General features: G+C 67.3%; 26 protein-coding genes. 13 read left to right on the top strand and 13 right to left on the bottom strand.

All coding sequences use genetic code 11. From position 1 onward, the window contains the following. The first annotated feature begins 10 nt into the window (after window positions 1–10). Genes RXV79_RS19775 through RXV79_RS19755 form a run of 5 tightly spaced genes read left to right on the top strand, consistent with a single transcriptional unit; the run spans window position 11 to window position 5451 of the window. A complete protein-coding gene (locus RXV79_RS19775; RefSeq protein WP_316699821.1) occupies window positions 11–1021 on the top strand; it encodes a zinc-binding alcohol dehydrogenase family protein in 1011 nt (336 codons plus the stop codon). After that, window positions 1015–2154 (top strand): mannitol dehydrogenase family protein, encoded by a 1140-nt coding sequence (locus tag RXV79_RS19770; protein WP_316699820.1) that lies wholly within the window; start codon window positions 1015–1017, stop codon window positions 2152–2154. The genes RXV79_RS19775 and RXV79_RS19770 overlap by 7 nt, the downstream gene beginning before the upstream one ends. Before the next feature lie 16 nt (window positions 2155–2170). After that, on the top strand, window positions 2171–3700 hold the full coding sequence (locus tag RXV79_RS19765) for a UxaA family hydrolase (protein ID WP_316699819.1): 1530 nt from the start codon (window positions 2171–2173) through the stop codon (window positions 3698–3700). Beyond that, a complete protein-coding gene (locus tag RXV79_RS19760; RefSeq protein ID WP_316699818.1) occupies window positions 3697–4659 on the top strand; it encodes a sugar kinase in 963 nt (320 codons plus the stop codon). The genes RXV79_RS19765 and RXV79_RS19760 overlap by 4 nt, the downstream gene beginning before the upstream one ends. A gap of 27 nt (window positions 4660–4686) precedes the next feature. Next, complete coding sequence (locus RXV79_RS19755) at window positions 4687–5451, top strand: SDR family oxidoreductase (protein WP_316699817.1); 765 nt, start codon at window positions 4687–4689, stop codon at window positions 5449–5451. A gap of 26 nt (window positions 5452–5477) precedes the next feature. Here the strand turns inward: RXV79_RS19755 and RXV79_RS19750 are convergent, their stop codons facing one another. The 3 genes from RXV79_RS19750 to RXV79_RS19740 all read right to left on the bottom strand — a co-directional run bounded on the left by RXV79_RS19750 (window position 5478) and on the right by RXV79_RS19740 (window position 7226). Continuing rightward, entirely contained in the window at window positions 5478–5750 is a 273-nt protein-coding gene (locus tag RXV79_RS19750; RefSeq protein WP_316699816.1) for a hypothetical protein, read from the bottom strand. Window positions 5751–5852: 102 nt separating this feature from the next. Further along, window positions 5853–6494, bottom strand: coding sequence for a DsbA family protein (locus RXV79_RS19745; protein WP_316699815.1), 642 nt, complete (start codon window positions 6492–6494; stop codon window positions 5853–5855). Between the two features lie 87 nt (window positions 6495–6581). Beyond that, window positions 6582–7226 carry an NAD(P)-dependent oxidoreductase gene (locus RXV79_RS19740; RefSeq protein WP_316699814.1) on the bottom strand — a complete coding sequence of 215 codons (645 nt, stop codon included), beginning with the start codon at window positions 7224–7226 and terminating at the stop codon, window positions 6582–6584. A 120-nt stretch (window positions 7227–7346) separates the two neighbouring features. Between RXV79_RS19740 and RXV79_RS19735 the strand changes: the two genes are divergently transcribed. After that, window positions 7347–8231, top strand: a complete 885-nt coding sequence (locus RXV79_RS19735; RefSeq protein ID WP_413816636.1) for a LysR family transcriptional regulator — start codon at window positions 7347–7349, stop codon at window positions 8229–8231. 6 nt (window positions 8232–8237) lie between these two features. On the opposite strand, the gene RXV79_RS19730 is transcribed toward RXV79_RS19735, so the two are convergent. The 5 genes from RXV79_RS19730 to RXV79_RS19710 are packed head-to-tail and all read right to left on the bottom strand — an operon-like array spanning window position 8238 to window position 12710. Next, window positions 8238–9392, bottom strand: coding sequence for an alpha-hydroxy acid oxidase (locus RXV79_RS19730; RefSeq protein WP_316699812.1), 1155 nt, complete (start codon window positions 9390–9392; stop codon window positions 8238–8240). Window positions 9393–9403: 11 nt separating this feature from the next. Next, window positions 9404–10096, bottom strand: coding sequence for a cupredoxin domain-containing protein (locus RXV79_RS19725; RefSeq protein ID WP_316699811.1), 693 nt, complete (start codon window positions 10094–10096; stop codon window positions 9404–9406). Between the two features lie 22 nt (window positions 10097–10118). Next, a complete protein-coding gene (locus RXV79_RS19720; RefSeq protein WP_316699810.1) occupies window positions 10119–10550 on the bottom strand; it encodes a group I truncated hemoglobin in 432 nt (143 codons plus the stop codon). Window positions 10551–10560: 10 nt separating this feature from the next. After that, window positions 10561–11490, bottom strand: coding sequence for a DUF3034 family protein (locus RXV79_RS19715; protein ID WP_316699809.1), 930 nt, complete (start codon window positions 11488–11490; stop codon window positions 10561–10563). Window positions 11491–11516: 26 nt separating this feature from the next. Next, window positions 11517–12710: a Y-family DNA polymerase gene (locus RXV79_RS19710; protein WP_413816706.1), complete on the bottom strand. Its 1194-nt coding sequence runs from the start codon at window positions 12708–12710 to the stop codon at window positions 11517–11519. A gap of 79 nt (window positions 12711–12789) precedes the next feature. Here RXV79_RS19710 and RXV79_RS19705 point away from each other — a divergent pair, with 79 nt between their 5' ends. From RXV79_RS19705 to RXV79_RS19690, 4 genes are all read left to right on the top strand, one after another. Beyond that, window positions 12790–13203: a GFA family protein gene (locus RXV79_RS19705; protein WP_316699807.1), complete on the top strand. Its 414-nt coding sequence runs from the start codon at window positions 12790–12792 to the stop codon at window positions 13201–13203. A gap of 5 nt (window positions 13204–13208) precedes the next feature. Continuing rightward, on the top strand, window positions 13209–14432 hold the full coding sequence (senA, locus tag RXV79_RS19700) for a selenoneine synthase SenA (RefSeq protein WP_316699806.1): 1224 nt from the start codon (window positions 13209–13211) through the stop codon (window positions 14430–14432). A gap of 88 nt (window positions 14433–14520) precedes the next feature. Then, window positions 14521–15828 carry a hypothetical protein gene (locus RXV79_RS19695; RefSeq protein WP_316699805.1) on the top strand — a complete coding sequence of 436 codons (1308 nt, stop codon included), beginning with the start codon at window positions 14521–14523 and terminating at the stop codon, window positions 15826–15828. A gap of 77 nt (window positions 15829–15905) precedes the next feature. Beyond that, the gene (locus RXV79_RS19690; RefSeq protein ID WP_316699804.1) at window positions 15906–16301 is read left to right on the top strand and encodes a VOC family protein; all 396 of its coding nucleotides are present in this window, start codon (window positions 15906–15908) and stop codon (window positions 16299–16301) included. A 152-nt stretch (window positions 16302–16453) separates the two neighbouring features. Here RXV79_RS19690 and RXV79_RS19685 read toward each other — a convergent pair whose 3' ends face one another. Then, complete coding sequence (locus tag RXV79_RS19685; RefSeq protein ID WP_316699803.1) at window positions 16454–17224, bottom strand: alpha/beta fold hydrolase; 771 nt, start codon at window positions 17222–17224, stop codon at window positions 16454–16456. 54 nt (window positions 17225–17278) lie between these two features. Here RXV79_RS19685 and RXV79_RS19680 point away from each other — a divergent pair, with 54 nt between their 5' ends. After that, window positions 17279–17686, top strand: a complete 408-nt coding sequence (locus RXV79_RS19680; RefSeq protein WP_316699802.1) for a MerR family transcriptional regulator — start codon at window positions 17279–17281, stop codon at window positions 17684–17686. Between the two features lie 105 nt (window positions 17687–17791). Here RXV79_RS19680 and RXV79_RS19675 read toward each other — a convergent pair whose 3' ends face one another. Next, the gene (locus RXV79_RS19675; protein ID WP_316699801.1) at window positions 17792–18529 is read right to left on the bottom strand and encodes an SDR family oxidoreductase; all 738 of its coding nucleotides are present in this window, start codon (window positions 18527–18529) and stop codon (window positions 17792–17794) included. 159 nt (window positions 18530–18688) lie between these two features. Here RXV79_RS19675 and RXV79_RS19670 point away from each other — a divergent pair, with 159 nt between their 5' ends. Next, complete coding sequence (locus tag RXV79_RS19670) at window positions 18689–19597, top strand: AraC family transcriptional regulator (protein WP_316699800.1); 909 nt, start codon at window positions 18689–18691, stop codon at window positions 19595–19597. A gap of 83 nt (window positions 19598–19680) precedes the next feature. On the opposite strand, the gene RXV79_RS19665 is transcribed toward RXV79_RS19670, so the two are convergent. After that, window positions 19681–20595: a LysR family transcriptional regulator gene (locus tag RXV79_RS19665; protein WP_316699799.1), complete on the bottom strand. Its 915-nt coding sequence runs from the start codon at window positions 20593–20595 to the stop codon at window positions 19681–19683. A gap of 221 nt (window positions 20596–20816) precedes the next feature. Between RXV79_RS19665 and RXV79_RS19660 the strand changes: the two genes are divergently transcribed. Further along, entirely contained in the window at window positions 20817–21479 is a 663-nt protein-coding gene (locus tag RXV79_RS19660) for an SDR family oxidoreductase (RefSeq protein ID WP_316699798.1), read from the top strand. A gap of 403 nt (window positions 21480–21882) precedes the next feature. On the opposite strand, the gene RXV79_RS19655 is transcribed toward RXV79_RS19660, so the two are convergent. Continuing rightward, complete coding sequence (locus tag RXV79_RS19655; protein WP_316699797.1) at window positions 21883–22278, bottom strand: response regulator; 396 nt, start codon at window positions 22276–22278, stop codon at window positions 21883–21885. Between the two features lie 101 nt (window positions 22279–22379). After that, window positions 22380–23507, bottom strand: coding sequence for a sensor histidine kinase (locus tag RXV79_RS19650; RefSeq protein ID WP_316699796.1), 1128 nt, complete (start codon window positions 23505–23507; stop codon window positions 22380–22382). Window positions 23508–23760 lie beyond the last annotated feature (253 nt).

Raw genomic sequence — 23760 nt, 5'->3', positions numbered from 1 at the left:
CAGGAGAGACATGCTCACCGTCATCTGCCAGACCCCTCGCGAGCTGCGCGCCGAGGAGCGCCCACGCCCCACGCCCGGCCCCGACGAGGTGCTGCTGCGCGTGAAGCGTGTGGGTGTGTGCGGCACCGACCTGCACATCTTCACCGGTGACCAGCCCTACCTTGCCTATCCGCGCGTGATGGGCCATGAGCTCTCGGGCATCGTGGAATCGGCCCCTGCGAAGAGCGGCCTGCGCGCCGGCGATGCGGCCTTCGTGATGCCCTACCTCTCGTGCGGCCGCTGCATCGCGTGCCGCCAGGGCAAGACCAACTGCTGCGTGAACATCCAGGTGCTGGGCGTGCACCGCGACGGCGCCTTCACCGAGTACCTCTGCGTGCCCTCGGCCTTCGTGCACAAGGCCGAAGGCGTGTCGCTCGACCAGGCGGCGATGGTGGAGTTCCTCTCCATCGGTGCCCATGCGGTGCGCCGCGGCACGGTGCATGCGGGCCAGCGCGTGCTGGTGGTCGGCGCCGGGCCGATTGGCATGGCGGCGGCGATCTTCTCGCGCCAGCAGGGCGCCGCCGTGACCACGCTCGACACGCGGCGCGACCGCCTCGATTTCTGCGATCGCCACCTGCGCGTCGACTCGACGGTGCAGATCGGCGATGACGACGAGGCGCGGCTCTCGGCACTCACCGGCGGTGAGTTCTTCGACGTGGTGTTCGACGCCACCGGCAATGCGCGCGCGATGGAGCGCGGCTTCAAGTTCGTGGCGCATGGCGGCACCTATGTGATGGTGTCGGTGGTGCGCGATGCCATCACCTTTTCCGACCCCGAGTTCCACAAGCGCGAGACCACGCTGCTGGGCAGCCGCAACGCGACGATGCAGGACTTCGAGACCGTGCTCTCGGCGATGCGCGCGGGCGGCGTGCCGACCGACGCGCTCAACACCCACCGCATGCCGCTCGCGCGTGTGCCGGACGAGTTCGCCACGCTGCTCGACCCGTCGCAAGGGGTGGTGAAGGCGATCGTCGAATGCTGAAGCCCTCGGCGGCGCCACCGATCCTGCAGTTCGGCACCAGCCGCTTCCTGCAGGCGCACGTGGATCTCTTTGTCTCGCAAGCTCTCGCCGTGGGCCGCGCGCTCGGCCCGATCGCCGTGGTGCAGACGACGCGCAGCGCCGAGAGCACGGCCCGCGTGAGGGCGCTGGCGGCCGGCGGTGGGTACACGGTGCGGGTGCGCGGGCTGCAGCGTGGCGTACCGGTCGACATCGAGCTGCGCGGCGAGGCGGTGCAAGAAGCACTCGATGCCGAATCGAATTGGTCGCGCGTACGCGAGCTTGCCTGCGCTGCGCAGGTGATCGTCTCCAACACGGGCGATGCCGGCTACGCGCTCGACCCGCGTGACGACGCCGCCCTGCTGCACGAGGCGGCCCGCGTGCCGCGCAGCTTCCCGGCCAAGCTCGTGGTGCTGCTGCACGCGCGCTGGCAAGCCGCGCCGCAAGCGCCTCTGTCGCTCTACCCGTGCGAGCTCGTCTCGCGCAACGGCGACGTGCTGCGCGGCGTGGTGGTGCAGCTTGCGCAGGCCTGGTCGCTGCCGAAGGCCTTCATCGCCTACCTCACGCAGCACTGCCGCTGGGCGAATTCCCTGGTCGACCGGATCGTCTCCGAAGCGATCGCGCCGGTGGGCGCGGTGGCCGAGCCCTATGCCCTGTGGGCGATCGAGCGGCAGCCGGGGCTCGTGCTGCCGTGCTCGCACGAGTCGGTGTTGCTGACCGATGAACTCGCGCGGCACGAGCGGCTCAAGCTGCTGCTGCTCAACCTCGGCCACACCTTCCTGGCCGAGCGCTGGCTGCAGTCGGGCCAGCCCCAAGGCGCGACGGTGCTGCAGGCCATGAACGACAAGGCCACGCGCGCCGAACTCGAGGCCGTCTGGGCCGACGAGGTGCTGCCCGTGTTCGAGGCCATAGGCGAAGGCCAGGAAGCGCTCGCGTACCTCGATGCGCTGCGCGACCGGCTGCTCAACCCCTTTCTCGCGCACCGCCTGGCCGACATCGCGCAAAACCACGAACAGAAGAAGCAGCGCCGCCTCGCGCCTGCCGTGCAGTTGGCCCGCGAGCTGGGGCTGAACGTGTCGCAGCACCGGTTGCGTGGGGCGCTGCAAGGCCACCAGTGAATTGCCGAGATCTCCCATGAGCACATCACCCTCGCCCCTCATCCTCTTGAGCGATGCCGACAACGTGGCCGTCGCACGCCACGACATTCCGGCCGGCACGGCCCTTGTGGCAGGCGCCGCGCAGGTCGTGAGCCGCAGTGCCATCCAGAGCGGCCACAAGGTCGCGTTGCAGCGCATCGCCGCAGGCGAGGTGGTGCGCAAGTACGGGCAGGTCATCGGGCTGGCGACCTGCGACATCGCACCGGGCGAGCACGTGCACGTGCACAACCTCGGCATGGGCGGCGACACGCACGATCACGCGCCCGGGCGCGAGTACCAGCGCACGGTGCCGGCCGCCACGCCCGCCACCTTTCGCGGCATCGTGCGCCGAGATGGACGTGTGGGCACGCGCAACTACATCGGCGTGATCGCGAGCGTCAACTGCTCGGCCACTGTCTGTCGCTACATCGCCGAGGCCTTCAAGGGCGACGCGCTGCTCGACTACCCAAACGTCGATGGCGTGGTGGCCATCACGCATGGCAGCGGCTGCGGCATGAGCGGCGGCGGCGAGGGCATCGAGCTCCTGCGCCGCACGCTGCGCGGCTATGCCGACCATCCCAACTTCGCGGGCGTGCTGGTGATCGGCCTCGGCTGCGAGGTGAACCAGGTGGCGCCGCTGGTGGAGAGCCTCAACGCGCGCGAGCCCGGGCTGGTGGCCGCGATGACGATCCAGGAAGAGGGCGGCACGCGCGAGGCGGTGGAGCAGGGCAAGGCGATGCTGCGCGAGATGCTGCCGCTCGCCAACGCGGTGACGCGCCGCGAGGTGCCCGCAAGCCACCTGGTGGTGGGCCTGCAGTGCGGCGGCTCCGACGGCTACTCCGGCATCAGCGCCAACCCGGCGCTGGGCGCCGCGGTCGACCTGCTGGTGGCGCATGGCGGCACGGCCATCCTCTCCGAGACACCCGAGATCTATGGCGCCGAACACCTGCTGACCGCGCGGGCCGCATCGCCCGCGGTGGCCGAGCGGCTGATGGCGCGCATCCGCTGGTGGGAGGACTACACCCGCCTGCATCATGGCGACATGAACAACAACCCGTCGCCCGGCAACAAGGCCGGCGGCATCACGACGATCCTCGAGAAATCGCTGGGCGCGGTGGCCAAGGGCGGCAGCACGGGGCTGATGGCAGTCTACGAGTACGCCGAGCCGGTGCGCGAACGCGGCCTCGTGTTCATGGACACGCCGGGCTACGACCCGGTCTCGGCCACGGGCCAGGTGGCGGGCGGCGCCAACCTCATCTGCTTCACCACCGGCCGCGGCTCCACCTACGGCTGCAAGCCCACGCCCTCGCTCAAGATCGCCACGCACAATGCGCTCTTCAAGCGCATGAGCCTCGACATGGATTTCAACTGCGGCGAGATCGTGGAAGGCCACCAGACCGTGGCCGAAGCCGGCGCGGCACTCTTCGCGCTGATGCTGGCCACGGCGTCGGGGCGGCCCACCTGCAGCGAGCAGCACGGGATGGGCGACAACGAATTCGTGCCGTGGCAACTCGGGGCGGTGATGTGAGCCGCTCGTCACCACCGCTGCGCGTGGCCTGCCAGGGCGAGTGCATGGTCGAGCTGCGCGAATCGCCCACGCCGGGGCTGCTCGCACAGGGCATTGCCGGCGACACCTACAACACGGCGGTGTACCTGCGCCGGCTCACCTCGGCCGCCGACCTGCGCATCGACTACGCCACCTGCGTGGGCGGTGACCTCTTCGCGCCGCGGCTCTTCGAGACGTGGCGAGCAGAAGGCATCGGCGAATCGCTCGTGCGCACCGTGCCGGATCGCAGCACCGGCCTCTACGCCATCCGCACCGACGCGCACGGCGAGCGTCATTTCAGCTACTGGCGCGAGCGCAGCGCCGCGCGGGCTTACTTCGAGGGCGAGCTTTCGCCCCTGGAGCAGCAGGCCGGCGAGATCGACGTGCTCTACCTGAGCGGCATCAGCCTCGCGATCATGGGCCCCGAGATGCCGCCCCGGCTGCGCACGCTGCTGCAGGGCTTGCGCTCGCGCGGGGCCCGCATCGTGTTCGACAACAACTACCGGCCGCGCCTGTGGGCGAGCCGAGACGCTGCGCAGTCGGCGTTTGCGCAGCTCTATGCGCTGGCCGACATCGTGCTCGTCACGCTCGACGACGAGAGGGCGCTGCAGGGGCTCGCGTCCGACGACCTCGCTTTGCAGCACTCGCTCGCACTGCCTTGCCCCGAGGTGGTGGTCAAGCGCGGCGCACGGTCCACGCTCGTGCGACGCGTGGGCCAAAGCCCCATCGAGGTGCCGGTGCAGACGGTGTCGCGCGTCGTCGACACCACCGCGGCCGGCGACTCGTTTGCGGCGGGCTACCTGGCGAAGCGGCTGATGGGTGAGTCGGCCGTCGCGGCAGCGGAGTGGGGCAATCGGCTGGCCGCCACCGTGATCCAGCACCCTGGCGCCATCGTGCCGCCGGAGGTGATGGCGTGGGCCACACGCCGCGGCGCCGCCTGAAACGCGAGCTGTCCAACGGAGCATTCGATGCGTGCAATCCTCTCTGGCCGCCTGCAAGGCAAGACGGCCTTCGTCACCGCCGCCGGCCAGGGCATTGGGCGCGCCACGGCCGAAGCCTTCGTGCGCGAAGGTGCCCGCGTGATCGCGGCCGACATCAAGGTCGAGCTTCTGAAGGCCCTCGCACGAGACACCGGCTGCGAGACCCGCGTTCTCGATGTGACCGATGCAGTGGCCGTGCGCGACACCGTGGGCGCCCTCGGGCCGCTGCAGGTGCTCTTCAACGGCGCGGGCTACGTGCACGCCGGCAGCGTCCTCGAATGCGAAGACGCCGACTGGGATTTCTCGTTCGAGCTCAACGTGCGCTCGATGTACCGCGTCATCCGCGCCGCACTGCCGGGCATGCTGGCGCAAGGGGGCGGGTCCATCGTCAACATGGCCTCGATCGCGGGCCTCAAGGGCGTGCCCAATCGCTTCGCCTACAGCACCACCAAGGCAGCAGTGGTCGGGCTCACCAAATCGATCGCGGCCGACTTCGTGGGGCGCGGCATTCGCTGCAACGCCATCTGCCCGGGCACGGTGCAGTCGCCCTCGCTGCGCGATCGCATCAGCGCCCAAGCGCTCGCGAGCGGGCAGAGCGTCGAGCAAGTCGAGGCCGCCTTCGCCGCGCGCCAGCCCGTCGGCCGCATCGGCCGCCCCGACGAGATCGCCGCGCTGGCGGTCTACCTCGCGAGCGACGAATCCAGCTTCACCACCGGCACCGCGCAGGTCATCGACGGCGGCTGGTCGAACTGAGAGACACGACCGTTGGCGGCCAGCGGTCAGCGCCGCTCCAGCGTGCTCAGCCAGTCGCAGCGCAGTCGGCCGCGCCGGTGCAGGGCGCGGCGCAGCGCCACATAGAGCGTGGGGGCGAGAAACAGCACCGCGCAGCCGAGCGCCATGCCGGGCCACCAGAGGATGAGCGCCGCGGGCTCGCCCATCCAGCCAAACATCCAGGCGGTGAGCACGCCGTCCCAGGCGTGGTATTCGAGCGGGTTCTCCGGCTTGTGGGCCAGCTGCCAGAGCTTGATGGCGTGAAGCTGCTGCAGGGTCATGGGGCTCTCCCGACGAGCGCGTGGCTCAAAGCGTAGAACCATCCGCGCGGGGTGAAAACCCCTCGAATCGCAAACCCCTCGGGGTCGCTCAGACAAGTGGCCTCAGGCCAGCAGGGCGAGCTGTTCCGTGAGCGTCTTCTCGCCGAAAAGCCACTGGCCGGGCAGCAGCCGCATGCCCTGTTCGCTGGGCCACACGAGCGCGGGCACGCCATGCATGCCGACCGCCTTCATCACCTTCTTCGCGCGGGCCACACGTTTGTTGGTGAGGCCGGGCAGGTCCGGGTGGGCGAGGCGCTTCAACCAGGTCTCGGCGTCGTCGCCGAGCGATTTCGACAGGGCTTGCGCGATCACGTCGCGGTCGCTGATGTCGCGCCCCGCGACGAAGCGCTCGCGTTGCAGGGCGTGCAGGGCATCGAGCTCGCGCCGCACGTTCCACTGCGACACGGCGGTCAGCGCTTCGGTGGCGGCGGTGCTGTCGAAGGGCAGCTCGGGGTTGGCCAGCACCTTGCGCTTGTAGAGCTCGCTGAAGCGCTGCCCGCTCATCGCGGCGATGCGCGCATCGGCCTGCTCGATGTGGCGTGCCATCTCGGCGTCGAGCGTCTTGCCCGGCGCGGCAAAGAGGCCGCTGGGCACCGGCTCGACGATGCAGCTGCCCAGATCCGCCAGCCCGTGGATGGCGGGCATGGCGCCGTAGCACCAGCCGCACAACGGGTCGTAGAGGTAGATCAGGTGGTCGATGGCCATCCGATGAGTATGCGACAGCCAAAGGCGCCTCCACGCCGGGTCGCCGATGGCCGGCAGCGTGGCGCCGCCGGGCGGTGTGTCGCGTCGTCAGTACGCCACGGTGAACCTGCGCTGCACATGCCGCGGCGTCTCGATCTCGTCGACGATGGCCACCGCCAGGTCCGCCACCGTGAGGCCGGCCGGTGTCCCGTGGGCATCGAGCAGCAGTTGGTCGCCGCCGAGCCGGAAGCCGCCCCGCCGCTCGCCGGGCGCCAGCATCGCGGCGGGCGAGACGAAGGTCCAGTCGAGCGAGGTTTCGGCTCGGATGCGGTTCAGCGCCTCGCGGGCGGCGAGTGCGCCTTGCTTCCACTCGGCCGGGAATTCCGGTGTGTCGACGAGCTGCAACCCGGGCGCCACGTAGAGGCTGCCCGCGCCGCCCACGAGCAGCAGTCGTTTGACGCCGCTGCGCTTCACGCCGTCGACGATGGCCTGCGTGCCCTGCAGGAAGAGATCGTGGATGTGCGGCTCTTTCCAGCCGGGGTTGTAGGCGCTGATCACGGCGTCCACACCTTCCACCGCGTGGGCGACCTGCGCGCTCTGCAGCGCATCGGCTTCCACGACGCTCAGCCCCGCACGTGCGGCGAATTTCGACGGGTTGCGGGCCAGCGCCGTGACCTGGTGGCCGCGGCGCAGCAGCTCCTCCAGCAGGGCCGCGCCGACGAAGCCGGTGCCTCCGATGAGGGCGATCTTCATGTGGGTCTCTCCAAGCAGTTGCGAATGGGTGTGACGATATGGGCTTCACAATCAGCGAGGAAGTCGTTCAAATCGAAGAACTTCTTTAAGCCCAGCTTCACAATGGACGATCTCCGGCGCATGGCCGTCTTTGCCGCGGTGGTGCAGCACGGCTCGATGAGCGCTGCCGCCCAGGCGCTGCGCATGAGCACCTCGGCGGTGAGCCAGCAGGTGCGCCTGCTGGAGCAGGGCAGTGGCGTGACGCTGCTGCACCGCTCCACCCGCAAGCTCTCGCTGACCGACACCGGCGCGCGTTTCGCCGAGCATTGCCACGCGATGGTGAGTGCTGCCGCACAGGCAAACGCACAGCTCGCGCTGGCGCACGACGCGCCGAGCGGCGAGCTGCGCATGTCGGCGCCGGTGGGCTTTGCGCGGCACATCGCGCCGGGCCTCGGGCCGCTGCTGGCGGCACACCCGGGGCTGACGCTCAGGCTGCTGGTGGACGACGCGCTCATCAACCTCGTCGACGCCCGCATCGACCTCGCCCTGCGCGCGGGCCGCCTGCCCGATTCGAGCTGGGTGGCGCAGCGCCTGTGCGACTTCGACTGGATCCTCTGCGCCTCGCCCGACTACCTGCGCCGGCACGGCGAGCCTGGCACGCCAGCCGAGCTCGTGCAGCACCAGTGGCTGGTCGGCTCACGCGAAGGGTCGGGCCTGCAGATCGAGCTGATCGGGCCGGCGGGCGAGCGCGAGCCGCTGCGCGTCGATGCGCGCATCGCGAGCAACAACCAGCTGAGCCTGGAACAGATGTGCGTGGCCGGCCTGGGCGTGGGCATGCTGACCCACCCCGACGTGCACGAGGCCTTGCAGGCGGGGCGCCTGAAGCGCGTGTTGCCGCAGTGGCGTTTGCCGCCAGGCCCGGTGTGGGCCGTCACGCCTCAGCGCGAGAACCAGCCGGCCAAGGTGCGCCACGCCATCGAGGCGATGCGGGCGTACTTCGCCGCGACACCGGGCACGCGTGTGTGAATGCGCTCAGTGCCCGGGTGCGGTGCCCGGCACGAGGATGCGCCGGTCGACGTTGCGGATGTCGGTGTGGCCGCAGAAGGCCATGCTCACGTCGAGTTCCTTGTAGATGATCTCCAGGCACTTCGTGACACCGGCTTCGCCCAGCGCGCCCAGGCCGTAGAGGAACGAGCGGCCGATCAGCGTGCCGCGGGCGCCGAGCGCCACCGCCTTCAACACGTCCTGCCCGGAGCGGATGCCGCCGTCCATCCACACCTCGATCTTCGAGCCCACTTCGCGGGCGATCTCGGGCAGCGCGGCAATCGACGAGGGCGCGCCGTCGAGCTGCCGGCCGCCGTGGTTGGAGACGACGAGCGCATCGGCGCCGCTGCCCGCGGCATAACGCGCGTCTTCCACGTCCATGATGCCCTTCAGGATCAGCTTCCCGCCCCAGCGCTTCTTGATCCACTCGACGTCGTTCCAGTCGAGCTTGGGGTCGAACTGCTCCTTGGTCCAGGCGGAGAGCGAGGTGACGTCGCTCACCCCCTTGGCGTGGCCGATCAGGTTGCCGAAGCTGTGGCGCTTGGTGCCGAGCATGCCCAGGCACCAGCGCGGCTTGGTCATGAGGTTGAGGATGTTGGCCAGCGTCGGCTTGGGCGGCGTGGTCAGGCCGTTCTTGATGTCCTTGTGGCGCTGGCCGAGCACCTGCAGGTCGAGCGTGAGCATCAGCGCCGAGACGCCCGCGGCCTTGGCGCGGTCCATCAGCCGCTCCATGAAGTCGCGGTCGCGCATCCAGTAGAGCTGGAACCAGAACGGCGACTTGGTGTGCGCGCGGATGTCTTCGATGGAGCAGATGCTCATCGTCGACAGCGTGAACGGGATGCCGAACTTCTCGGCCGCACGGGCCGCGAGGATTTCGCCGTCGGCGTGCTGCATGCCGGTCAGGCCCGTGGGTGCGATGGCCACCGGCATGTGGGTGGGCGTGCCGGCCAGGGTGGTGGCGAGCGTGCGGCCGTCCATGTTCACCGCCACGCGCTGGCGCAGCAGGATCTTCTGGAAATCGCTCTCGTTGGCGCGGTAGGTGCCTTCGGTCCACGAGCCAGAGTCGGCGTAGTCGTAGAACATGCGCGGCACGCGCCGCTTGGCGAGGACTCGCAGGTCCTCGATGCAGGTGATGGGGGTCATAGCCCCAGAGCTTATCCCCTGCGGCGGCGCGGAATGAAGTTCAGTTGCGTCGTCGTTTTCACGGGCGACGCGCTCACCTGCACCGGCACGCCTGCCTGCTCCTGGAGCTGGTCGGGGTGCCAGAGCGTGAGCTGCGCGGTGCCATCGGGCACACCGTCGATCGTGACGACGCCATTGGCGTCGGTCTTGCCGAACCAGGGGGTGTCGGCCACGTAGACCTGCCCGCGCATCGAGCCGTGGATGTGGCAGCCGAGGCCGATGGGGCCGGCAGCGTCCATCTTGAGGTCGGCACTGGAGACACCCGACTTCTTCTTGGCCGCGCCGCTCGGGTAGGCGTCGGTTCCGCCGCGGGCTTCGGCGATGGGGTCGGCATCGAGCCGCAGCTCGAAGGTCTTGGCCGGCGCGATGGCACCCAGCGGGCCGCTCGGGGTGGAGCGCACGTGGTGGTCGTAGCCGTCCTTGTTGACGAAACGCAGCGTGGTGCCGACCGGCACCACGGTGAGGAAGGGCACGAAGCGCGAGCCTTCCTGCACGATGAGCACCGGCTTGGCGGCCGGCGTCACGGCGGCTTTCGTGGCGCCTTGCACCAGCACCACCACATCGGGGGCGGGCTTGCCGTCCTTGTCGGTCACGGTGAGCTGCACGGTGCCGGCGTGGGTGGCGCTCGCCACGAAGGCCAGCAAGGCGAGAAGGTGTCGTGTCATCGGTGTCTCCCTCGGTGGTTGTTCAGGGTGTGTTGATGATGTCGCGGTGCATCGGCGCCAGGCGCGCCAGCAGTTTGTTCTGCGTCGAGAACGCGATGCCCTGTGCGCTCATGCTGTCTTGCAGCACCTCGACCAGCGCGTTGAAGTCGCGCCTGGTGATGTCCATGCCCTCGTGGGCCTTCTTCATGTCGGGGCCCTTGAGCCTGCAGGGGCCGCCCGAGACCTCGCAGAACTGCGCGACCAGCTGGGCCTTCACGTGCTGATGGTCCACGTCCTTGAAGAAGGGGTTCATGCGCTGGTCGGCGAGCAGGCGGGCCATGAAGTCGTCCATCAGCTTGGTGAGGCCGGGCTGGCCGCCGAGCTGGCGGTAGAGCGAATCGTCGGCGGGCTGCGCGTGCGCGGCGAGCGCGAGGCCGAGCAGGGTGGCGCACAGGAGTTGAAGCAGGCGGTGCATGTCGTGCTCCTCAGAAAGCGACCTGCGCCGAGAGATAGGCGCCGGTCTGCCGCTTGTTGACGACGCCGGGCACGATCTTGCCCGCGTCCACATAGGCGAGCGTCAGCGAGAAGTGCTTGCTCGGCGCCCAGGCGACGAACACATCGGCCCAGTCGTCTTCGTTCAAGGCGCCGGCGCCGAGCGCGGTGTTGTCGCGGAAGTTGTCGGGCTTGGCGCGGTACTCCGCGCCGATGGCCAGATCACGCCGCAGCAGCCAGGCGAGCGAGACCTCGGGCTGCAGGCGGTAGCTCGTGTGGCCGGTGGCGCCGAAGCCGAGCAGGCCGTTCTGGTTGGCCTTGGTGGCGCGAAGCGTGCCGTTGACGAGGAGGCCCGGCGCGAGGAAGAGCTTGGTGGCGCTCACGTAGACATCGGTGCCGCTGTCTTTCGCGCCGAAGCTGGCGAGCGTACTTTCCAGGGCACCGGCATCCGAGGTCTTGTGCTGCACACCGAGGGCGACTTGCGGAGCCCAGGTGTCGCTGTCGAGCACCGCATCGCCGAACACCCGCAGCTTCACGCCGACGATGTCTTGCCTGAGCTTGAGTCCGGGCATCGAGAGCGTGGTGCCGACCGGGCCGGTGTCGAACGACTGCCGGGCGAACGAGAGCTCGATGCGGTCGCCATACGCCAGCGCGGCGCCGTAGGCGTTGACCGAGAAGTCCTGCGTCTTGACGCGTGTGGCGAAGGCCGAGCCGCCGATCTCGCCCGCGGTGCCGTAGCCGCCCGTCACGGCCCAGGGCGTGAGCCCGCCGCCGGCCGCGCCGTCGATGCTGCTCACGCCGCCGGTCAGCAGCAGCTTGCCGCCGACGGCCCAGGCCGAGGGGCTGGCGCAGGCCAGTGCGAGTGCGCCGGTGATCGCGAGGCGGCCCGCAAGACAAGGTGCGAGTCGATGGTGTCGTGGCATGGGAAAGCTCCTCTCTCCAGACTCATCTACGCAGACGAACCGCCTTCGGATGCATCGAACAGCGGCAGCGGCGCATGGTAAGCGGGCGCTGGCTCCTGTGCCACCGGGGCGTCGGTGGCGTGGGGGTTGAGCAACTCCGAGAGCTTGGCCAGGTTGCCGGCGCGCACGCCCAGCAGGCGCAGGCGCCGCGTGAGGTCGACGCGCTTCAGGCACTCGCCCGCCGCGCGGCGGATGGTCTTCGCGTCCATCGTGTGCGCGGGCAGCGTGAGGTCACGCGTCACGATCTTGAAATCGTCGAAGCGCAGCTTGATGCCGATGGTCTTGGCCGCGTAGCCCTTGCGGCTGAGGTCGTCGGCCACCTCCATGCACAGCTCGGTGAAGATGGGCGTGAGCACGTGCCGGTCGCGCACGGCGTGCAGGTCGCGCTCGAAGGTGGTCTCGCGGCTCATCGAGACCGGCTCGCTGTGGGTCACCACCTCGCGGTCGTCGATGCCGTGCGAGGCGCGGTGCAGCCAGGCACCGTAGCTCTTGCCGAAATGCTCGACGAGGTAGGCCGCATCGCGCGCCGCGATGTCGCCGATGGTGTGCATGCCGTGGGCCGCGAGTTTCTCGCTGGCCTTCGGGCCGATGCCGTTGACCTTGCGCGCCGCGAGCGGCCACACCCGCGCCGGGATCTCGTCGGCCCGCAGCAGGGTGAGGCCGTCGGGTTTGTCGAACTCGGAGCAGAGCTTGGAGAGCAGCTTGTTGGGTGTGATGCCCACCGAGCAGGTGAGGCCGCCGGTCGCGTCGAACACCGCGTCTTTCAGCGCCTGGCCGATGGCACGGCCGCCGTCGTCGTGCACGCCGGGCAGGTCTGACAGATCGATGTAGATCTCGTCGATGCCGCGGTCTTCCACCAGAGGCGCGATGCGGCGCACTGCGGCCTTGAAGAGGCGCGAGTACTTGCGGTACTCGTCGAAGTCGACTGGCAGCAGCACCGCATCGGGCGCGAGCTTGGCGGCCTTCATCGTGGGCATGGCCGAGAACACGCCGAGCTTGCGGGCTTCGTAGGTGCTCGTCGTCAGCACGCCGCGGCCGGTGTAGTCGCGCAGCAAGGAAAACTCGCGCGTGCCGTCGGGCCGCATCACCGGCTGGTGGCGCCGGCCACCGCCGATCACCACCGGCAGGCCCTTGAGTTCCGGATAGCGCAGCAGCTCCACGGAGGCGTAGAACGCATCCATGTCGAGGTGGGCGATCAGGCGGGGCACGGCTGTATTTTCATACAGTCTTTCGGTCAGTGCCACCCACTACCATCGACCGATGACCTACTCCGCCCAGTGCCTCTGTGGAGGCATCCGATTCCGCATCGACGGCAAGCTGGAGCCCATCCAGATCTGCCACTGCCAGCAGTGCCGGCGCGCCCAGGGGGCCGCGTTTGCCGCCAACATCCCGGTCAATGAGTCGGCGGTGCATGTCGACAGTGGCCGCGAACTCATGACCGAATTCGAATCGACTCCCGGCAAGAAGCGCGCGTTCTGCCAGCGCTGCGGCTCGCCCATCTACAGCCGGCGCGACAACCTGCCCGGCGTGTTGCGCATCCGCGCCGGCCTCATCAACGAGCCGCTCGCCACCAAGATCGGCTTCCACGCCTACGTGGACAGCAAGGCCAACTGGTACGACATTCGCGACGATGCGCCCCAGCACCCCGGCGCCTACGTGCCCCCCAACCGCTGAACTTCATGCTCGACTTCGAAGCGCCCCCCATCGAGTCGTCGCAGATGCGCCGCGCCGGCCGCGAGCTGCTGTCGCTCGCGCTGATGGACACGCGCAACCACAGCCTGCGCTGGATGAGCGCGATCGAAGCGGCACTGCCCGGCTTTGCGGTGACCGAGAACCTGCGCGAAGGGTTGAACCCACCGTTGTGGTCGCTCGGCCACCTGGCCTGGTTCCAGGAGCACTGGATCTCGCGCAACGTGCAGCGCCAGCGTGGCACGCAGGCCGACCCCACCGCGCTGCGGCTCGCGTCCATCGAACCGCAGGCCGACCGGCTGTTCGACCCGTCGGTGGTGTCGCCTTCCCTGCGCTGGCGCATCGAGTTGCCCGAGCCGCAGGCCATCCGTCAGTACCTGGCCGACACGCTCGAGACCACGCTCGAGCTGCTCGACCACGCCACGGAAGACGACGACGCGCTGTATTTCTTCCGCCTCGCGCTCTGCCATGAAGACGCGCAGCTCGAAGCGTTTGCCGAACTCGCGCAGACGCTCGGCTTCGACCCGGGGTTGCTGCCGATGATCGGCACGCTGGCCTCGCGCCCCCCAGTGCTCTTCCCGGCCACACGGTGGCTGCTCGGCTCGCCGCCCGGCGGCTTTGCCTTCGACAACGAGCAGCCCGCCCACGAGCACAGCGTGCCCGAGTTCGAGATCGATGCGCAGCCGATCACCTGGGGCCAGTACTGCGAGTTCGTCGAAGACGGCGGCTACGACGAGGAGCGCCATTGGTCGCCCGAAGGCTGGGCCTGGGTGCAGCGCGAAGGCCGCCGCACGCCGCGCCACGTCGACCAGATGCGCCAGAGCGTGCTGATGCAGCGCTTCGGCAAGATGACCCGCGTGCCGATGTCGCAATCCGCCATGCACGTGAGCTGGTACGAAGCCGACGCCTGGTGCCGCTGGGCCGAGCGCCGCCTGCCGACCGAGCTGGAATGGGAAGTCGCGGCCCATCAAGGCGTGTCGCGCGGCGTGCGCTTCGGCCAGGTGTGGGAGTGGACGGCCGGGAGCTTCCGCCCCTACCCGGGCTTCGTGCCAGGGCCCGATGCGCAGTACTCGCAAGCCGCCTTCGGCTCGCACAAGGTGCTGCGCGGCGGATCGTTCGCCACCCACGAGCGCATGCGCAACGCGAAGCACCGCCGCTTCCTGCTGCCCGAGCGCGACGACGCTTTCAGCGGGTTTCGCAGCGTCTCGCTCTGAGGGGCCGAGCGCCTGCCCGGCGCCGATCTCTCCCCTAAGATCGCCAGGCTTTCCGTTCACCACAAAACACCAATTGAGGGAGATCTTCATGCCAGGGCGCCTTCGGCTCGTCTGCTTTCCGCGCGTTCGCTTTCTGCTGGCCCATGCTCTGCTCGCCGCGGCCACCTGCACGCAGGCCGCCGAGCCGAGCTACTTCAAGTTCAGTGACTTGATGAGCTCGGACTCCGGCCGGGCCCTCCACGACCCCGCCGTCAAGCTCTACTGGGCGACACAACCGACGCCCGAGTTTGCGGAAGTCGCCCCGCCCGATGTCTATGCCCGGCGCGGCCCCTTCTCCAACGCGGGCGGGCAGGCGTACTGCGTGGGGGCGTTTGAAGACACCCTGAAGACGCTCATCAGCGACGCGCGCAGCCGCGGCTACGACGCCGTCATCAACCTCCAGGCGGCCGTGGACGGCCAGCCCTCGAACGACAAGGAAGGCTTTCGATGCGCCGGCGACAGGCGCGTGAAGGTCGCCCTGTGGAGCCAGTTTGCGATGACGCCTGCCGCGGTGCAGCGCATGGCGGAGGCCGACGAACGATCCACCCGCACGCCGCCGAGGCAGGCTCCTGCGAACGCGATGTTCATTCCGCTGGCACCGATCTTCGCGTCGCCCGAAGCCCGGAGAATCCTCGGCCCCGACATCCATGTGTTCACGGGCGTGGTGGCGCCAAAGTACGGCAAGCGCTACGGCCCCGACTCCTATTCGGAGTCGGCCTCGAACCGGGACGTGGGCGATGAAGGCGCGTGCCGGCAGGCCGTGCTGGAGAGCCTGAAATCGATGGTGAAAGACGCCGAGGAACGAGGCCTCAACGCCATCATCAAGGTGCGAAGCTTCTTCGACGATCGGTATGCCCCCGTCATCACCGATGCCGAATGCCGCCAGAGGCAACTGATGATGGGCAAGTACTCCGTGAGCTTGCAGGCGTCATTGGCGAGCATCGACGACGACAGCATCGGCTTCGCGCCCATGCCGGCCAGGCCCGCGGCCAAAGACGCCTTCTTCATGCCCCTCGGCCCGATCCTGGAGTCGCCGGAAGCGCGCGCCATCCTGGGCTCCGATGTCAAAGCGTATTGGGAGTTCAAGGCGCCCAAGTACAGCCGGCACAAGAAGCCCGAGGTCTACGCGGAAGACGTGAAGCTCGGCGCGCTGACCCGCGAAGAAGCTTGCCGGCAGGCCGTCCTGAAGACGCTCTCGGAGATGGTCTCGAATGCGCGAGACGGCAAGTTCGACTCGATCATCCGCATCCGCAGCTATCTCGGCGAGAAGTACGCGCCGGTGCCGACCGACGTCGAATGCAAGGTGGCGAAGAACGAAGCGGTCGTCGAGTTGCGGGCCACGCTGGTCAGGCAGTAGCAGGACGTGAGATCGGGTCAATGCGGCGTGCAGACAATGTGCGCTTCCCAACCTACCGACACCACAAGGAGACAAGCTTGTTCAATCACATCATGGTCGGCACCAATGACATCGAGCGTTCGAAGCGTTTCTACGACGCGGTGCTCGGCGTGCTCGGTGCTGGCGAGCCCGTGCGCAACGTGAACGCCACCGGGCAGACCCGGTTGTTCTACCGGCTCGACGGAAGCAGCTTCTGCGTCTCCGAGCCCATCAACGGCGAGCGTGCCACCGCGGCAAACGGCGGAACGATCGCATTCAAGTGCAGCTCGCCCGAGCAACTGCAGGCCTTCCACGACATCGCCGTCGCCAACGGCGGCACGTCGGTCGAGGAGCCACCGGGCTTGCGCGAGAGCACGCTGGGCGCGATGTACCTGGCCTACGTGCGAGACCCGGATGGCAACAAGCTGTGCGCCGTTCATCGCGTGAAACGCTAGCGCGCGGAAGATCCGCGGGCGCCAAGCCCCGCGGCGAAGCTTGGGGCACTCGTTGGCGGGGTGGTGAAGGCTGGCGAAAGTCAGCCTTGCAGCGGTTGCATAAGTTCAGCCGAGACGCGAGACGGACTGCGTCCGACCCGAATCAGACGCTCTCAGATCGTCGTTGACATCGCGCCCGGGCCTGCGGCTGCGGCATCGACGCGCCGCAGCCAGCGCACCAACGCCGCCACCACCGTTGCAGGCTGTTCCAGGATCGACATGTGGCCCGCCGCATCGGCCGCCGCCAACTCAGCGTCCGGCAGCAGCGTCGCCATCTCCTGGCTCAGGCTGAACGGAGTGACCCGGTCATCACGCCCGCACACCACCACGGCAGGCATGTGCAGTCGACGCAGCAAGTCACGGGAGTCGGCTCGGTTCATCGCGGCCCGCTGCTGCCGGACTAACCCTTCGCTCCCCACGTTGGAAGCCATGTCGGATAGCAACTGCAGGAGTTCACGGTCTTGCAGCCGGGAGGCGTGAACGATCCGTGAGGCAAAGCCATGGGCTACCTGGCTGAATGTCGCGTCGCCTCCGCCTGCGCCACCTTCCACCGCATCGATCATTCGTTGTCGGGCCTGCCTCGCCTCGTCCGTGTCGGCGCGGGCGCCAGTGTCCACAAGGCCCAGCCCGGCGATGCGGTCGCTCGACTGGCGGCAGACCTCCTGGGCGACATACCCACCCAGCGAGAACCCGGCGACGGCGAACGAGCCGGGCGGCATGGCGGCAATCGCGTCGCGAGCCGACTCGGCGACGCTGTCGTGCAGATGAGTGGGGGCTATGTGCACATGGCGCTCTCCGGCCACGACGGAAACCAGCGGAGTCCAGATGCGGTGGTCGTTCATGAGGCCGGGAAGGAGCAGAAGGGGAATGGCCGGGCAGTTCATGAGCGAGGTTATAAGTGTGCAGTTGAGTGCATAGTCAAGGAATCGACCCGAACCATGTGGATTGCCGAACTCGCGCGTCGCGCAGGGGTGAAACCGACCACCGTGAGGCACTATCTGCGCGAAGGACTCCTGTCGCCGCGCACGGGGCATGCCGGCGGGTCGCGGCCTTATCTGGAGTTCACTGAAGCCGACCTGCGTCTGCTCTCGTCCATCCAAGCGGGCCAGGCTCTGGGCCTCTCGCTGGAGGAGATCAGGATGCTCATCGGAGTGCGGCGATCGGGCGAAGGGCACGCGCGGATGCTCAAGGTGCTGACCGCGCAGCGCGAGAAGCTGCGCGGCAGAGCGCAGGATCTTCAGGCGATGCTCACCTTCCTCGAACGCAAGATTGCGTGGCTCGAGAGCGGCGCCAAGGGGGCGCCGCCTTCGCATGCAGAGATCCATGATGCGAAGAAGCTGAAGTGATGGCCCGACATGGCGACGGGCGCGTCGATTACTTCCCGCTCGTGAGCTCATCGGCCAGCACGATCGCCTCGCCGTCCACCATCGTGAGGAGGCTGCCGGTGCGCCTCAGAACGCGTGGCCGGCGCTTCGCACCGTGCGGATGATCATCTCGTTGACGTCCACGTCCGCCGGCTGGTCGATCGCGTAGAGCACCGCGTTGGCGATCGCGTTGGTGTCGAGCGCGATGCTGCGCAGTTGGTCCACGGCCGCTTTGGTGTCGTCGACCGAAATGTCGTGGCCGAGTTCGGAGGTCGTGACGCCCGGCGAGATGGTCGTCACGCGAATCTGTTGCATCTCCTGGCGCAGGCCTTCCATGATCGCGCGCACGGCGTACTTGCTCGCGCAGTACACGCCGAATTGGCCGCCGACCGCGTGCGCGCCCGTCGATGCCGTGCTCAGGATGTGGCCGCTGCCCTGCGCTTCCATGATGGGGAGCACGGCCGCGATGCCGTTGAGCACACCCTTGATGTTGACGTCGACGATGGCATCCCACTCGTCGACCCTCAGCGCGTTCATCGGCGAGACGGGCATCACACCCGCGTTGTTGAAGATGGCGTCGACACGGCCGAACTTCTTGTGAGCGAAGTTCGCGAAGGCCGCGACGTCAGCGCGGTTCACGACGTCGAGCGCGCGGAATTCCGCGGCGCCGCCGCCGACACGAATCTCGGCGGCGATCTTTTCGAGACGGTCCGTGCGGCGCGCGCCGAGGATGACCGTGTGGCCCGCAGCGGCGAGCGTGCGGGCGGTGGCTTCGCCGATGCCGCTGCTGGCGCCGGTGATGAGGATGACTTTGCTGCTGTTCATGGAAATGCTCCGTGTTGGATGGGTCGCTTTCGCGACAGAGAGCATCGGCTTCGGGCGCTGCCCTGGAAATACACGAAGCTGCGGCGTGATTGCCTGATCCTCCAAATCTCGATGTCGACCGATTGAGGCGCATGGGATCTGCGCGTATCGTCCGTGCCAATGGACAAGCCAATCAATGAGTTGCGGCGGGATTGCCTCGCTGAGCTGGGCCAACTGATCGACAAGAACTCCAAGGGTGATGGCATGCACCCCGTCGCGATCGGCGGTCTGCAGTGCATCCGTCTGTCGGCGCCGAACCACGAACTGCCGCACGTGTACAACCCGTGCGTCTGCGTGATCGTGCAGGGCGTGAAGCAGGTTTTGCTCGAGGGTGAGGTCTACCGCTACGCGCCGCAACAGTTCCTCGCGGTGTCGGTCGACCTGCCGTTGTTCGGCCAGGTGCTCGTCGCGAGCGCCGAGGCGCCGTATCTGTGCCTCGCGATCGACCTGGACGCGAGCACGATCGCCGATCTGCTGGCGCAGTTGGACGTCGCGGGCTGGTCACGCGGCGAAACGGCGCGCGGCCTCTTCGTCGGCGACCTCGACGACGCGACGCTGGAGTCGGTGGTGCGGCTCGCGCGGCTGCTCGATGAACCGCGCGACATCCCCGTGCTCGCCCCGCTGGCGCTGCGCGAGTTCCATTACCGGCTGCTGCGCGGTCCCCATGGCCCGGCCGTTGCGCAGATGGCCATCGCGGGCAGCAACACGCACAAGATGGGACAGATCATCCGGCGCATGCGCGCGCACTACGCGGAGCCGATCCGCGTGGAGGAACTCGCCTCGCAGGCGAACATGAGCCCGTCGTCATTCCATCAGCACTTCAAGGCCGTGACGGCGATGAGCCCGCTGCAATACCAGAAACGCCTGCGGCTCACGGAGGCCCGTGGCCTGTTGCTCGGCGGCGGCATGGACGCAGCGAGCGTCGCGTATCGCGTGGGCTATCAGAGTGTGTCGCAGTTCAGCCGCGAGTACGCACGGCTGTTCGGGGCGCCGCCGATGCGCGACGTCGAGGCTTTGCGGCACGCTTAGGTGCCGTGCGTGTTCAAAGGTAGCTTTGTGCTCGGAGAGCAGGATGGCGGATGTTGCTCGACGATTGGATTCAGCCGCGTGGCTCAGCTTGGAGCACCAATCCCGCCAAGGCTCGTGCCCAGGCGGCCCGCCAACTCGGTTGCAAAGAAGTCTGTCACCTGCCGCACCCTGGCCGGAATGAACTTGCGGTTCGGCCAGATCAGACCGAGGTCTCGTGTCTCGCTGATGAAGTCGACGAGTACCTGGATGATGTCGGGGTCGCGCCGATCGCCTGCCAAGGAAGCGCCGTTGAACATCCCGACGCCAACATCCGCTTGCACGGCCGCGAGGATGGCTTCAACTGTGTTGGATGCCAAGTTGCCGCTGACGCGGACGCTGTGCCGGCCTCGCGGACCGTCGAAGACCCACTGGTCCATGCCGTTGAAGATCAGACAGTTGTGATGGACCAAGTCCTGCGGCGTCTTGGGCGTACCGTGCAGCGCAAAGTATTTGCGTGAGCCCACGCAGACAAGCGAAGTCGTCGTCACACGCCTGACCACGGCATCGGGGCTCACTGTCGGGCTGATTCGGATGGCGAGATCGATGCCGTCGGCGAGCAGGTCCTGCACACCGTCCGTCAATTGCAGATCGAGCTTCAGCTTGGGATGCAGTGCCAGCAGCTTCGGCACCAGCGGCAGCACATGCAGGCGGCCAAAGGTGGCTGACGCCGCAATCCGAACGAGGCCTGACAGTTCCATGGTGCTGCTGGCCAGTTCACTGTCCGCCTGAGCCACCTCATCCAGCAGCGGCTTCATCCGCTGGTAGTAGCTGCGTCCGGCGTCGGTCAGATTCACTCTGCGTGTGCTTCGCTGCAGCAGTTGCACACCCAGGCGACGCTCCAGCGCGCCTACCGCTTTGCTCACACCAGACTGCGAGTCGCCCAGACGCTTGGCGGCGGCCGAAAACCCGCTCGCTTCCACCACAGCGATGAAGGCCGTGAGCTCGTGAAACCTGTCCATGTGTTTGTTTGGCTCCCAGAGTTCTCTCACCGAGAGGCAACCCTGAATTTATTCAAGATGAGAATTGGTCTGATTCAACGGCGGAGGATTATCAACAAATGGCGATCAATCTAGGATGACTTCCGTGCTGTGACCGCAGGCCGTAGTGGGGTTGCAGCGAACAGTGGGCCGAACGCTCAAGCGGCGCGCCTGTCAGGAACCAACCGAAGAGAGAAGCCTTCATGTCCGCACCTACCAGCGCAATTGCGCAGCAAGACCCATCCCTCAGCCCCACGCTGCCGCTGGCCGGCAAGCGGGTCGTCGTTGTCGGCGGCAAGACAGGCATCGGCCTTGGCGTTGCGAAAGCCGCGCACGCCGCTGGTGCCACGCTCATCGTCGCCAGCCGCCGGATCGAATCTGCTGAAGCGCGCCCCGCCCTCGCTCACTTCACCCAAGTCGTCCTGGACATGCGCGACGAGTCGTCAGTCCGCGCCGCCTTCGAGACCATCGGCACGCTGGACCACCTCGTCGTGACCGCCTCGCCGGACCTGGGCAGTTGGGGCAGTTTCATGGACGCCGACATGCAGGGTGTGCGCAGCTACATGGAAGGCAAGTTCCTGGGCAGCTGGGCCAGCGCGCGCCATGCAGCCCCCCGCCTGCGGGCGGGCGGCTCCATCACCTTCCTCACCGGTGGTCTCGCTGTGCGGCCCAAGCCGGGCTTTGCTGCGGCGACCTCAGCCTTCGGCGCCGTCGAGGCGTTGTCCGGTTCACTGGCGCTGGAGCTGGCAGCGACGCGGGTCAACACGATCCGCCCCGGCTTCATCGACACCGAGATGTGGAGCTTCCTGCCGACCGAGCACCGGGACGGACTGCGCCAGAGGGTCGCCGAGGCGTTTCCCGTATGACGCGTCGGGCAGGCGTCGGACATTGGCCACGCAGCGGTGTTCCTGATGACGAACCCCTACGTCACCGGCACCGTCATCGAAGTGTCTGGCGGCGAGACCCTGGTCGCGAGCGTGTCCTGACCAGAGGGGGAGGAAACGGCAGGGGCGACATTCGCCTCCCCTCCGGGGAGGATCGAAAGCAGTCTGAAGGCCGCCGCTCAATGTCAAAGTTAGGTATGCAGCGGGTGCAGTCACTCGGATCTCACTACCGGATGGCTGCTCGCGACCCTCAGCAGACATCCAGCCTCTCTATCCTGAATGTAGAAAGCGGTCGTGCAACGATTGAGCTGCGCGACCTAGCTCGCCGGGGCATGTCGTCTCGATGAGAGGGTTGGAGGACCGGTGCCGCAAGACGCCGATCTGATTAAGCCGCCCCAGGCACAGGTTCTGGATCGGGTAAGGGATTCGAAGGAAACCTTGCGCGAATGAGCTTCACCAATTCTTCGAAGTCCGTCGGCTTGCGCAAGACGTGATTGAAGTGACCCGACTCACCTGCCTCCCGGGAAGAACGACCGGTGACTGCCACAATAAGTCCAGCGTCCGTGCCCCACTTCAACCGCATGGCCGCCGCACACTCAACTCCCGCCATGATTGGCATGTCGATGTCTAAAAGGCTCACGTCTGGTCGTCGTTTCAAAGCCTCGTGCAGAGCATCGGCCCCGTTAAGAACGACAACGGTCTCGCAGTCAAACTCAAGCTGCAAAAGCTCGCTCAGCAGGTCAGCGACATCCGGGTAGTCATCGGCAATCAGAATCTTCAAGGGTTCGGTTCGTATTGCCATAAAGCCTTACTGGCAATCGAGATGCCGAGACGCGCGACGCATCTGCAGTTGAGGGGTGCTTGCACGGTAAGCCTTGAGCGTCAGTGAAGCGGGGCGCGCGGGAGATCGATTGAAAAGATGCAGCCCGCCCCTGGCAAATCCTGAACACTCAACGTGCCGCCGTCTGCCTCCACACTCTTGAGCGCGATGGACAGACCCAGTCCCAGGCCACTTCGGTCGCTGCTCACTTGCGTGAACGGCTTGAACATGGCTTCGGCTGCCCCCGGCGGCAGACCCCCACAGTGATCTTGCACCGAGATCAGTACGCGGTCTCCCTGCTCTTTGGCGCTGAGTGTCACCATGGTGTGTGGGTGGGTGTACTTGAAGGCGTTTTGCAGCAGGTTGGTCAAGGCTGCTGCAAGCAGCATCCGGTTTCCGGAGATGGACAGCAGAGGGTCGACCTCGACAACATGCAGCGAACATTGGGTGCTCGCGGCGTACAGCAATGCGGAAATCTTCGCGTCGGCAATGAATGTCGCCACTGAGAAGGTGTCGATCATGGGTTCACCGCTTGCCGTGCGAACGGTCGCTATCGATTGATCGACCAGCGCCTTCATCGAGGCCAGCGCCCGCTTGACGACACCACCCGTGGAGCCACCGACGGCAAGCGTTCCGGTCTCAAGTGCGCGGAACGCCATCATTGCCGCCAGAAGATGATTGCGCAGCTCGTGTACCAGGAAACCCAGTCGCTGTGTTTCAGCCGCGGTGTTCTCGATGGCCATGTCGATGTCGCGCTGCCTTGCGAACTCTGCGACTGCGTCCGCGATCGCGTTGTCCAAGCAGCGGTTCAGCGTCCGGTACTCGTCGATCGAAAACGGTGCGTCCCGTTCTACAGCGAGATCCGTGATCGCCTGACAAAGATCGCCGTAGTCGTGAACAACCTGGTCAACCGTGAACCCAAGCCCAAGGAGTACCCTGCCGTGCGCGGCGGCACTGACACCGATCTCAGACAGAGCCAGTACGTCACCACCGGACGGGCCAGAGATCTGCAAGCTAATTGCAACCTGCCCATCTTCCTCGGCACGCAAGGTGCGAGTGAGCTGGTCCAAGAACAGCGGGATGCCGTTTTCAAGCTGTGCTAAGGATGCACCGCGTTTCTCTCGAAGCGCAACTTTCGCGCGACACCGTTCGATGAGCTCCTGTCGGTTATTCGCTAGGAACTGGTACATGGGCGATCCTCGCAAGTGGTTCGACGCAGTATGCGCGTATCGGAAGTACGAATCGCGACCCCTCGGGCCACTCGGGATTGGATTGAAGCCTGAGTTCCCCTGTGATGCCTGGGCTCGGAGCGAAGCAGTGATCACGACCAGACATTCGCGCATGACCGGTTCTGGCCGATCGCAGTCACTCGCGCGCCAAACCGCGAACGCCGCCCCGGGTAAACCACGACGTACCTCATACGCCGCTACTACCCGCGCCGCC

This window comes from Piscinibacter gummiphilus, from assembly GCF_032681285.1.
Lineage (GTDB): Bacteria > Pseudomonadota > Gammaproteobacteria > Burkholderiales > Burkholderiaceae_C > Rhizobacter > Rhizobacter gummiphilus_A.
The sequence above is the reverse complement of the archived record's forward strand: the minus strand, read 5'-3'. Positions and strand labels throughout refer to the sequence as shown.

What these genes read in the sequence shown, in the direction of transcription:
- RXV79_RS19775 (WP_316699821.1), top strand. Translation starts at nt 11, where the DNA reads ATGCTCACCGTCATCTGCCAGACCCCTCGCGAGCTGCGCGCCGAGGAG.
- RXV79_RS19770 (WP_316699820.1), top strand. Translation starts at nt 1,015, where the DNA reads ATGCTGAAGCCCTCGGCGGCGCCACCGATCCTGCAGTTCGGCACCAGC.
- RXV79_RS19765 (WP_316699819.1), top strand. Translation starts at nt 2,171, where the DNA reads ATGAGCACATCACCCTCGCCCCTCATCCTCTTGAGCGATGCCGACAAC.
- RXV79_RS19755 (WP_316699817.1), top strand. Translation starts at nt 4,687, where the DNA reads ATGCGTGCAATCCTCTCTGGCCGCCTGCAAGGCAAGACGGCCTTCGTC.
- RXV79_RS19750 (WP_316699816.1), bottom strand. Translation starts at nt 5,750, where the DNA reads ATGACCCTGCAGCAGCTTCACGCCATCAAGCTCTGGCAGCTGGCCCAC.
- RXV79_RS19745 (WP_316699815.1), bottom strand. Translation starts at nt 6,494, where the DNA reads ATGGCCATCGACCACCTGATCTACCTCTACGACCCGTTGTGCGGCTGG.
- RXV79_RS19740 (WP_316699814.1), bottom strand. Translation starts at nt 7,226, where the DNA reads ATGAAGATCGCCCTCATCGGAGGCACCGGCTTCGTCGGCGCGGCCCTG.
- RXV79_RS19735 (WP_413816636.1), top strand. Translation starts at nt 7,347, where the DNA reads ATGGCCGTCTTTGCCGCGGTGGTGCAGCACGGCTCGATGAGCGCTGCC.
- RXV79_RS19730 (WP_316699812.1), bottom strand. Translation starts at nt 9,392, where the DNA reads ATGACCCCCATCACCTGCATCGAGGACCTGCGAGTCCTCGCCAAGCGG.
- RXV79_RS19725 (WP_316699811.1), bottom strand. Translation starts at nt 10,096, where the DNA reads ATGACACGACACCTTCTCGCCTTGCTGGCCTTCGTGGCGAGCGCCACC.
- RXV79_RS19720 (WP_316699810.1), bottom strand. Translation starts at nt 10,550, where the DNA reads ATGCACCGCCTGCTTCAACTCCTGTGCGCCACCCTGCTCGGCCTCGCG.
- RXV79_RS19715 (WP_316699809.1), bottom strand. Translation starts at nt 11,490, where the DNA reads ATGCCACGACACCATCGACTCGCACCTTGTCTTGCGGGCCGCCTCGCG.
- RXV79_RS19710 (WP_413816706.1), bottom strand. Translation starts at nt 12,710, where the DNA reads ATGGATGCGTTCTACGCCTCCGTGGAGCTGCTGCGCTATCCGGAACTC.
- RXV79_RS19705 (WP_316699807.1), top strand. Translation starts at nt 12,790, where the DNA reads ATGACCTACTCCGCCCAGTGCCTCTGTGGAGGCATCCGATTCCGCATC.
- senA (WP_316699806.1), top strand. Translation starts at nt 13,209, where the DNA reads ATGCTCGACTTCGAAGCGCCCCCCATCGAGTCGTCGCAGATGCGCCGC.
- RXV79_RS19695 (WP_316699805.1), top strand. Translation starts at nt 14,521, where the DNA reads ATGCCAGGGCGCCTTCGGCTCGTCTGCTTTCCGCGCGTTCGCTTTCTG.
- RXV79_RS19685 (WP_316699803.1), bottom strand. Translation starts at nt 17,224, where the DNA reads ATGAACTGCCCGGCCATTCCCCTTCTGCTCCTTCCCGGCCTCATGAAC.
- RXV79_RS19680 (WP_316699802.1), top strand. Translation starts at nt 17,279, where the DNA reads ATGTGGATTGCCGAACTCGCGCGTCGCGCAGGGGTGAAACCGACCACC.
- RXV79_RS19675 (WP_316699801.1), bottom strand. Translation starts at nt 18,529, where the DNA reads ATGAACAGCAGCAAAGTCATCCTCATCACCGGCGCCAGCAGCGGCATC.
- RXV79_RS19670 (WP_316699800.1), top strand. Translation starts at nt 18,689, where the DNA reads ATGGACAAGCCAATCAATGAGTTGCGGCGGGATTGCCTCGCTGAGCTG.
- RXV79_RS19665 (WP_316699799.1), bottom strand. Translation starts at nt 20,595, where the DNA reads ATGGACAGGTTTCACGAGCTCACGGCCTTCATCGCTGTGGTGGAAGCG.
- RXV79_RS19660 (WP_316699798.1), top strand. Translation starts at nt 20,817, where the DNA reads ATGTCCGCACCTACCAGCGCAATTGCGCAGCAAGACCCATCCCTCAGC.
- RXV79_RS19650 (WP_316699796.1), bottom strand. Translation starts at nt 23,507, where the DNA reads ATGTACCAGTTCCTAGCGAATAACCGACAGGAGCTCATCGAACGGTGT.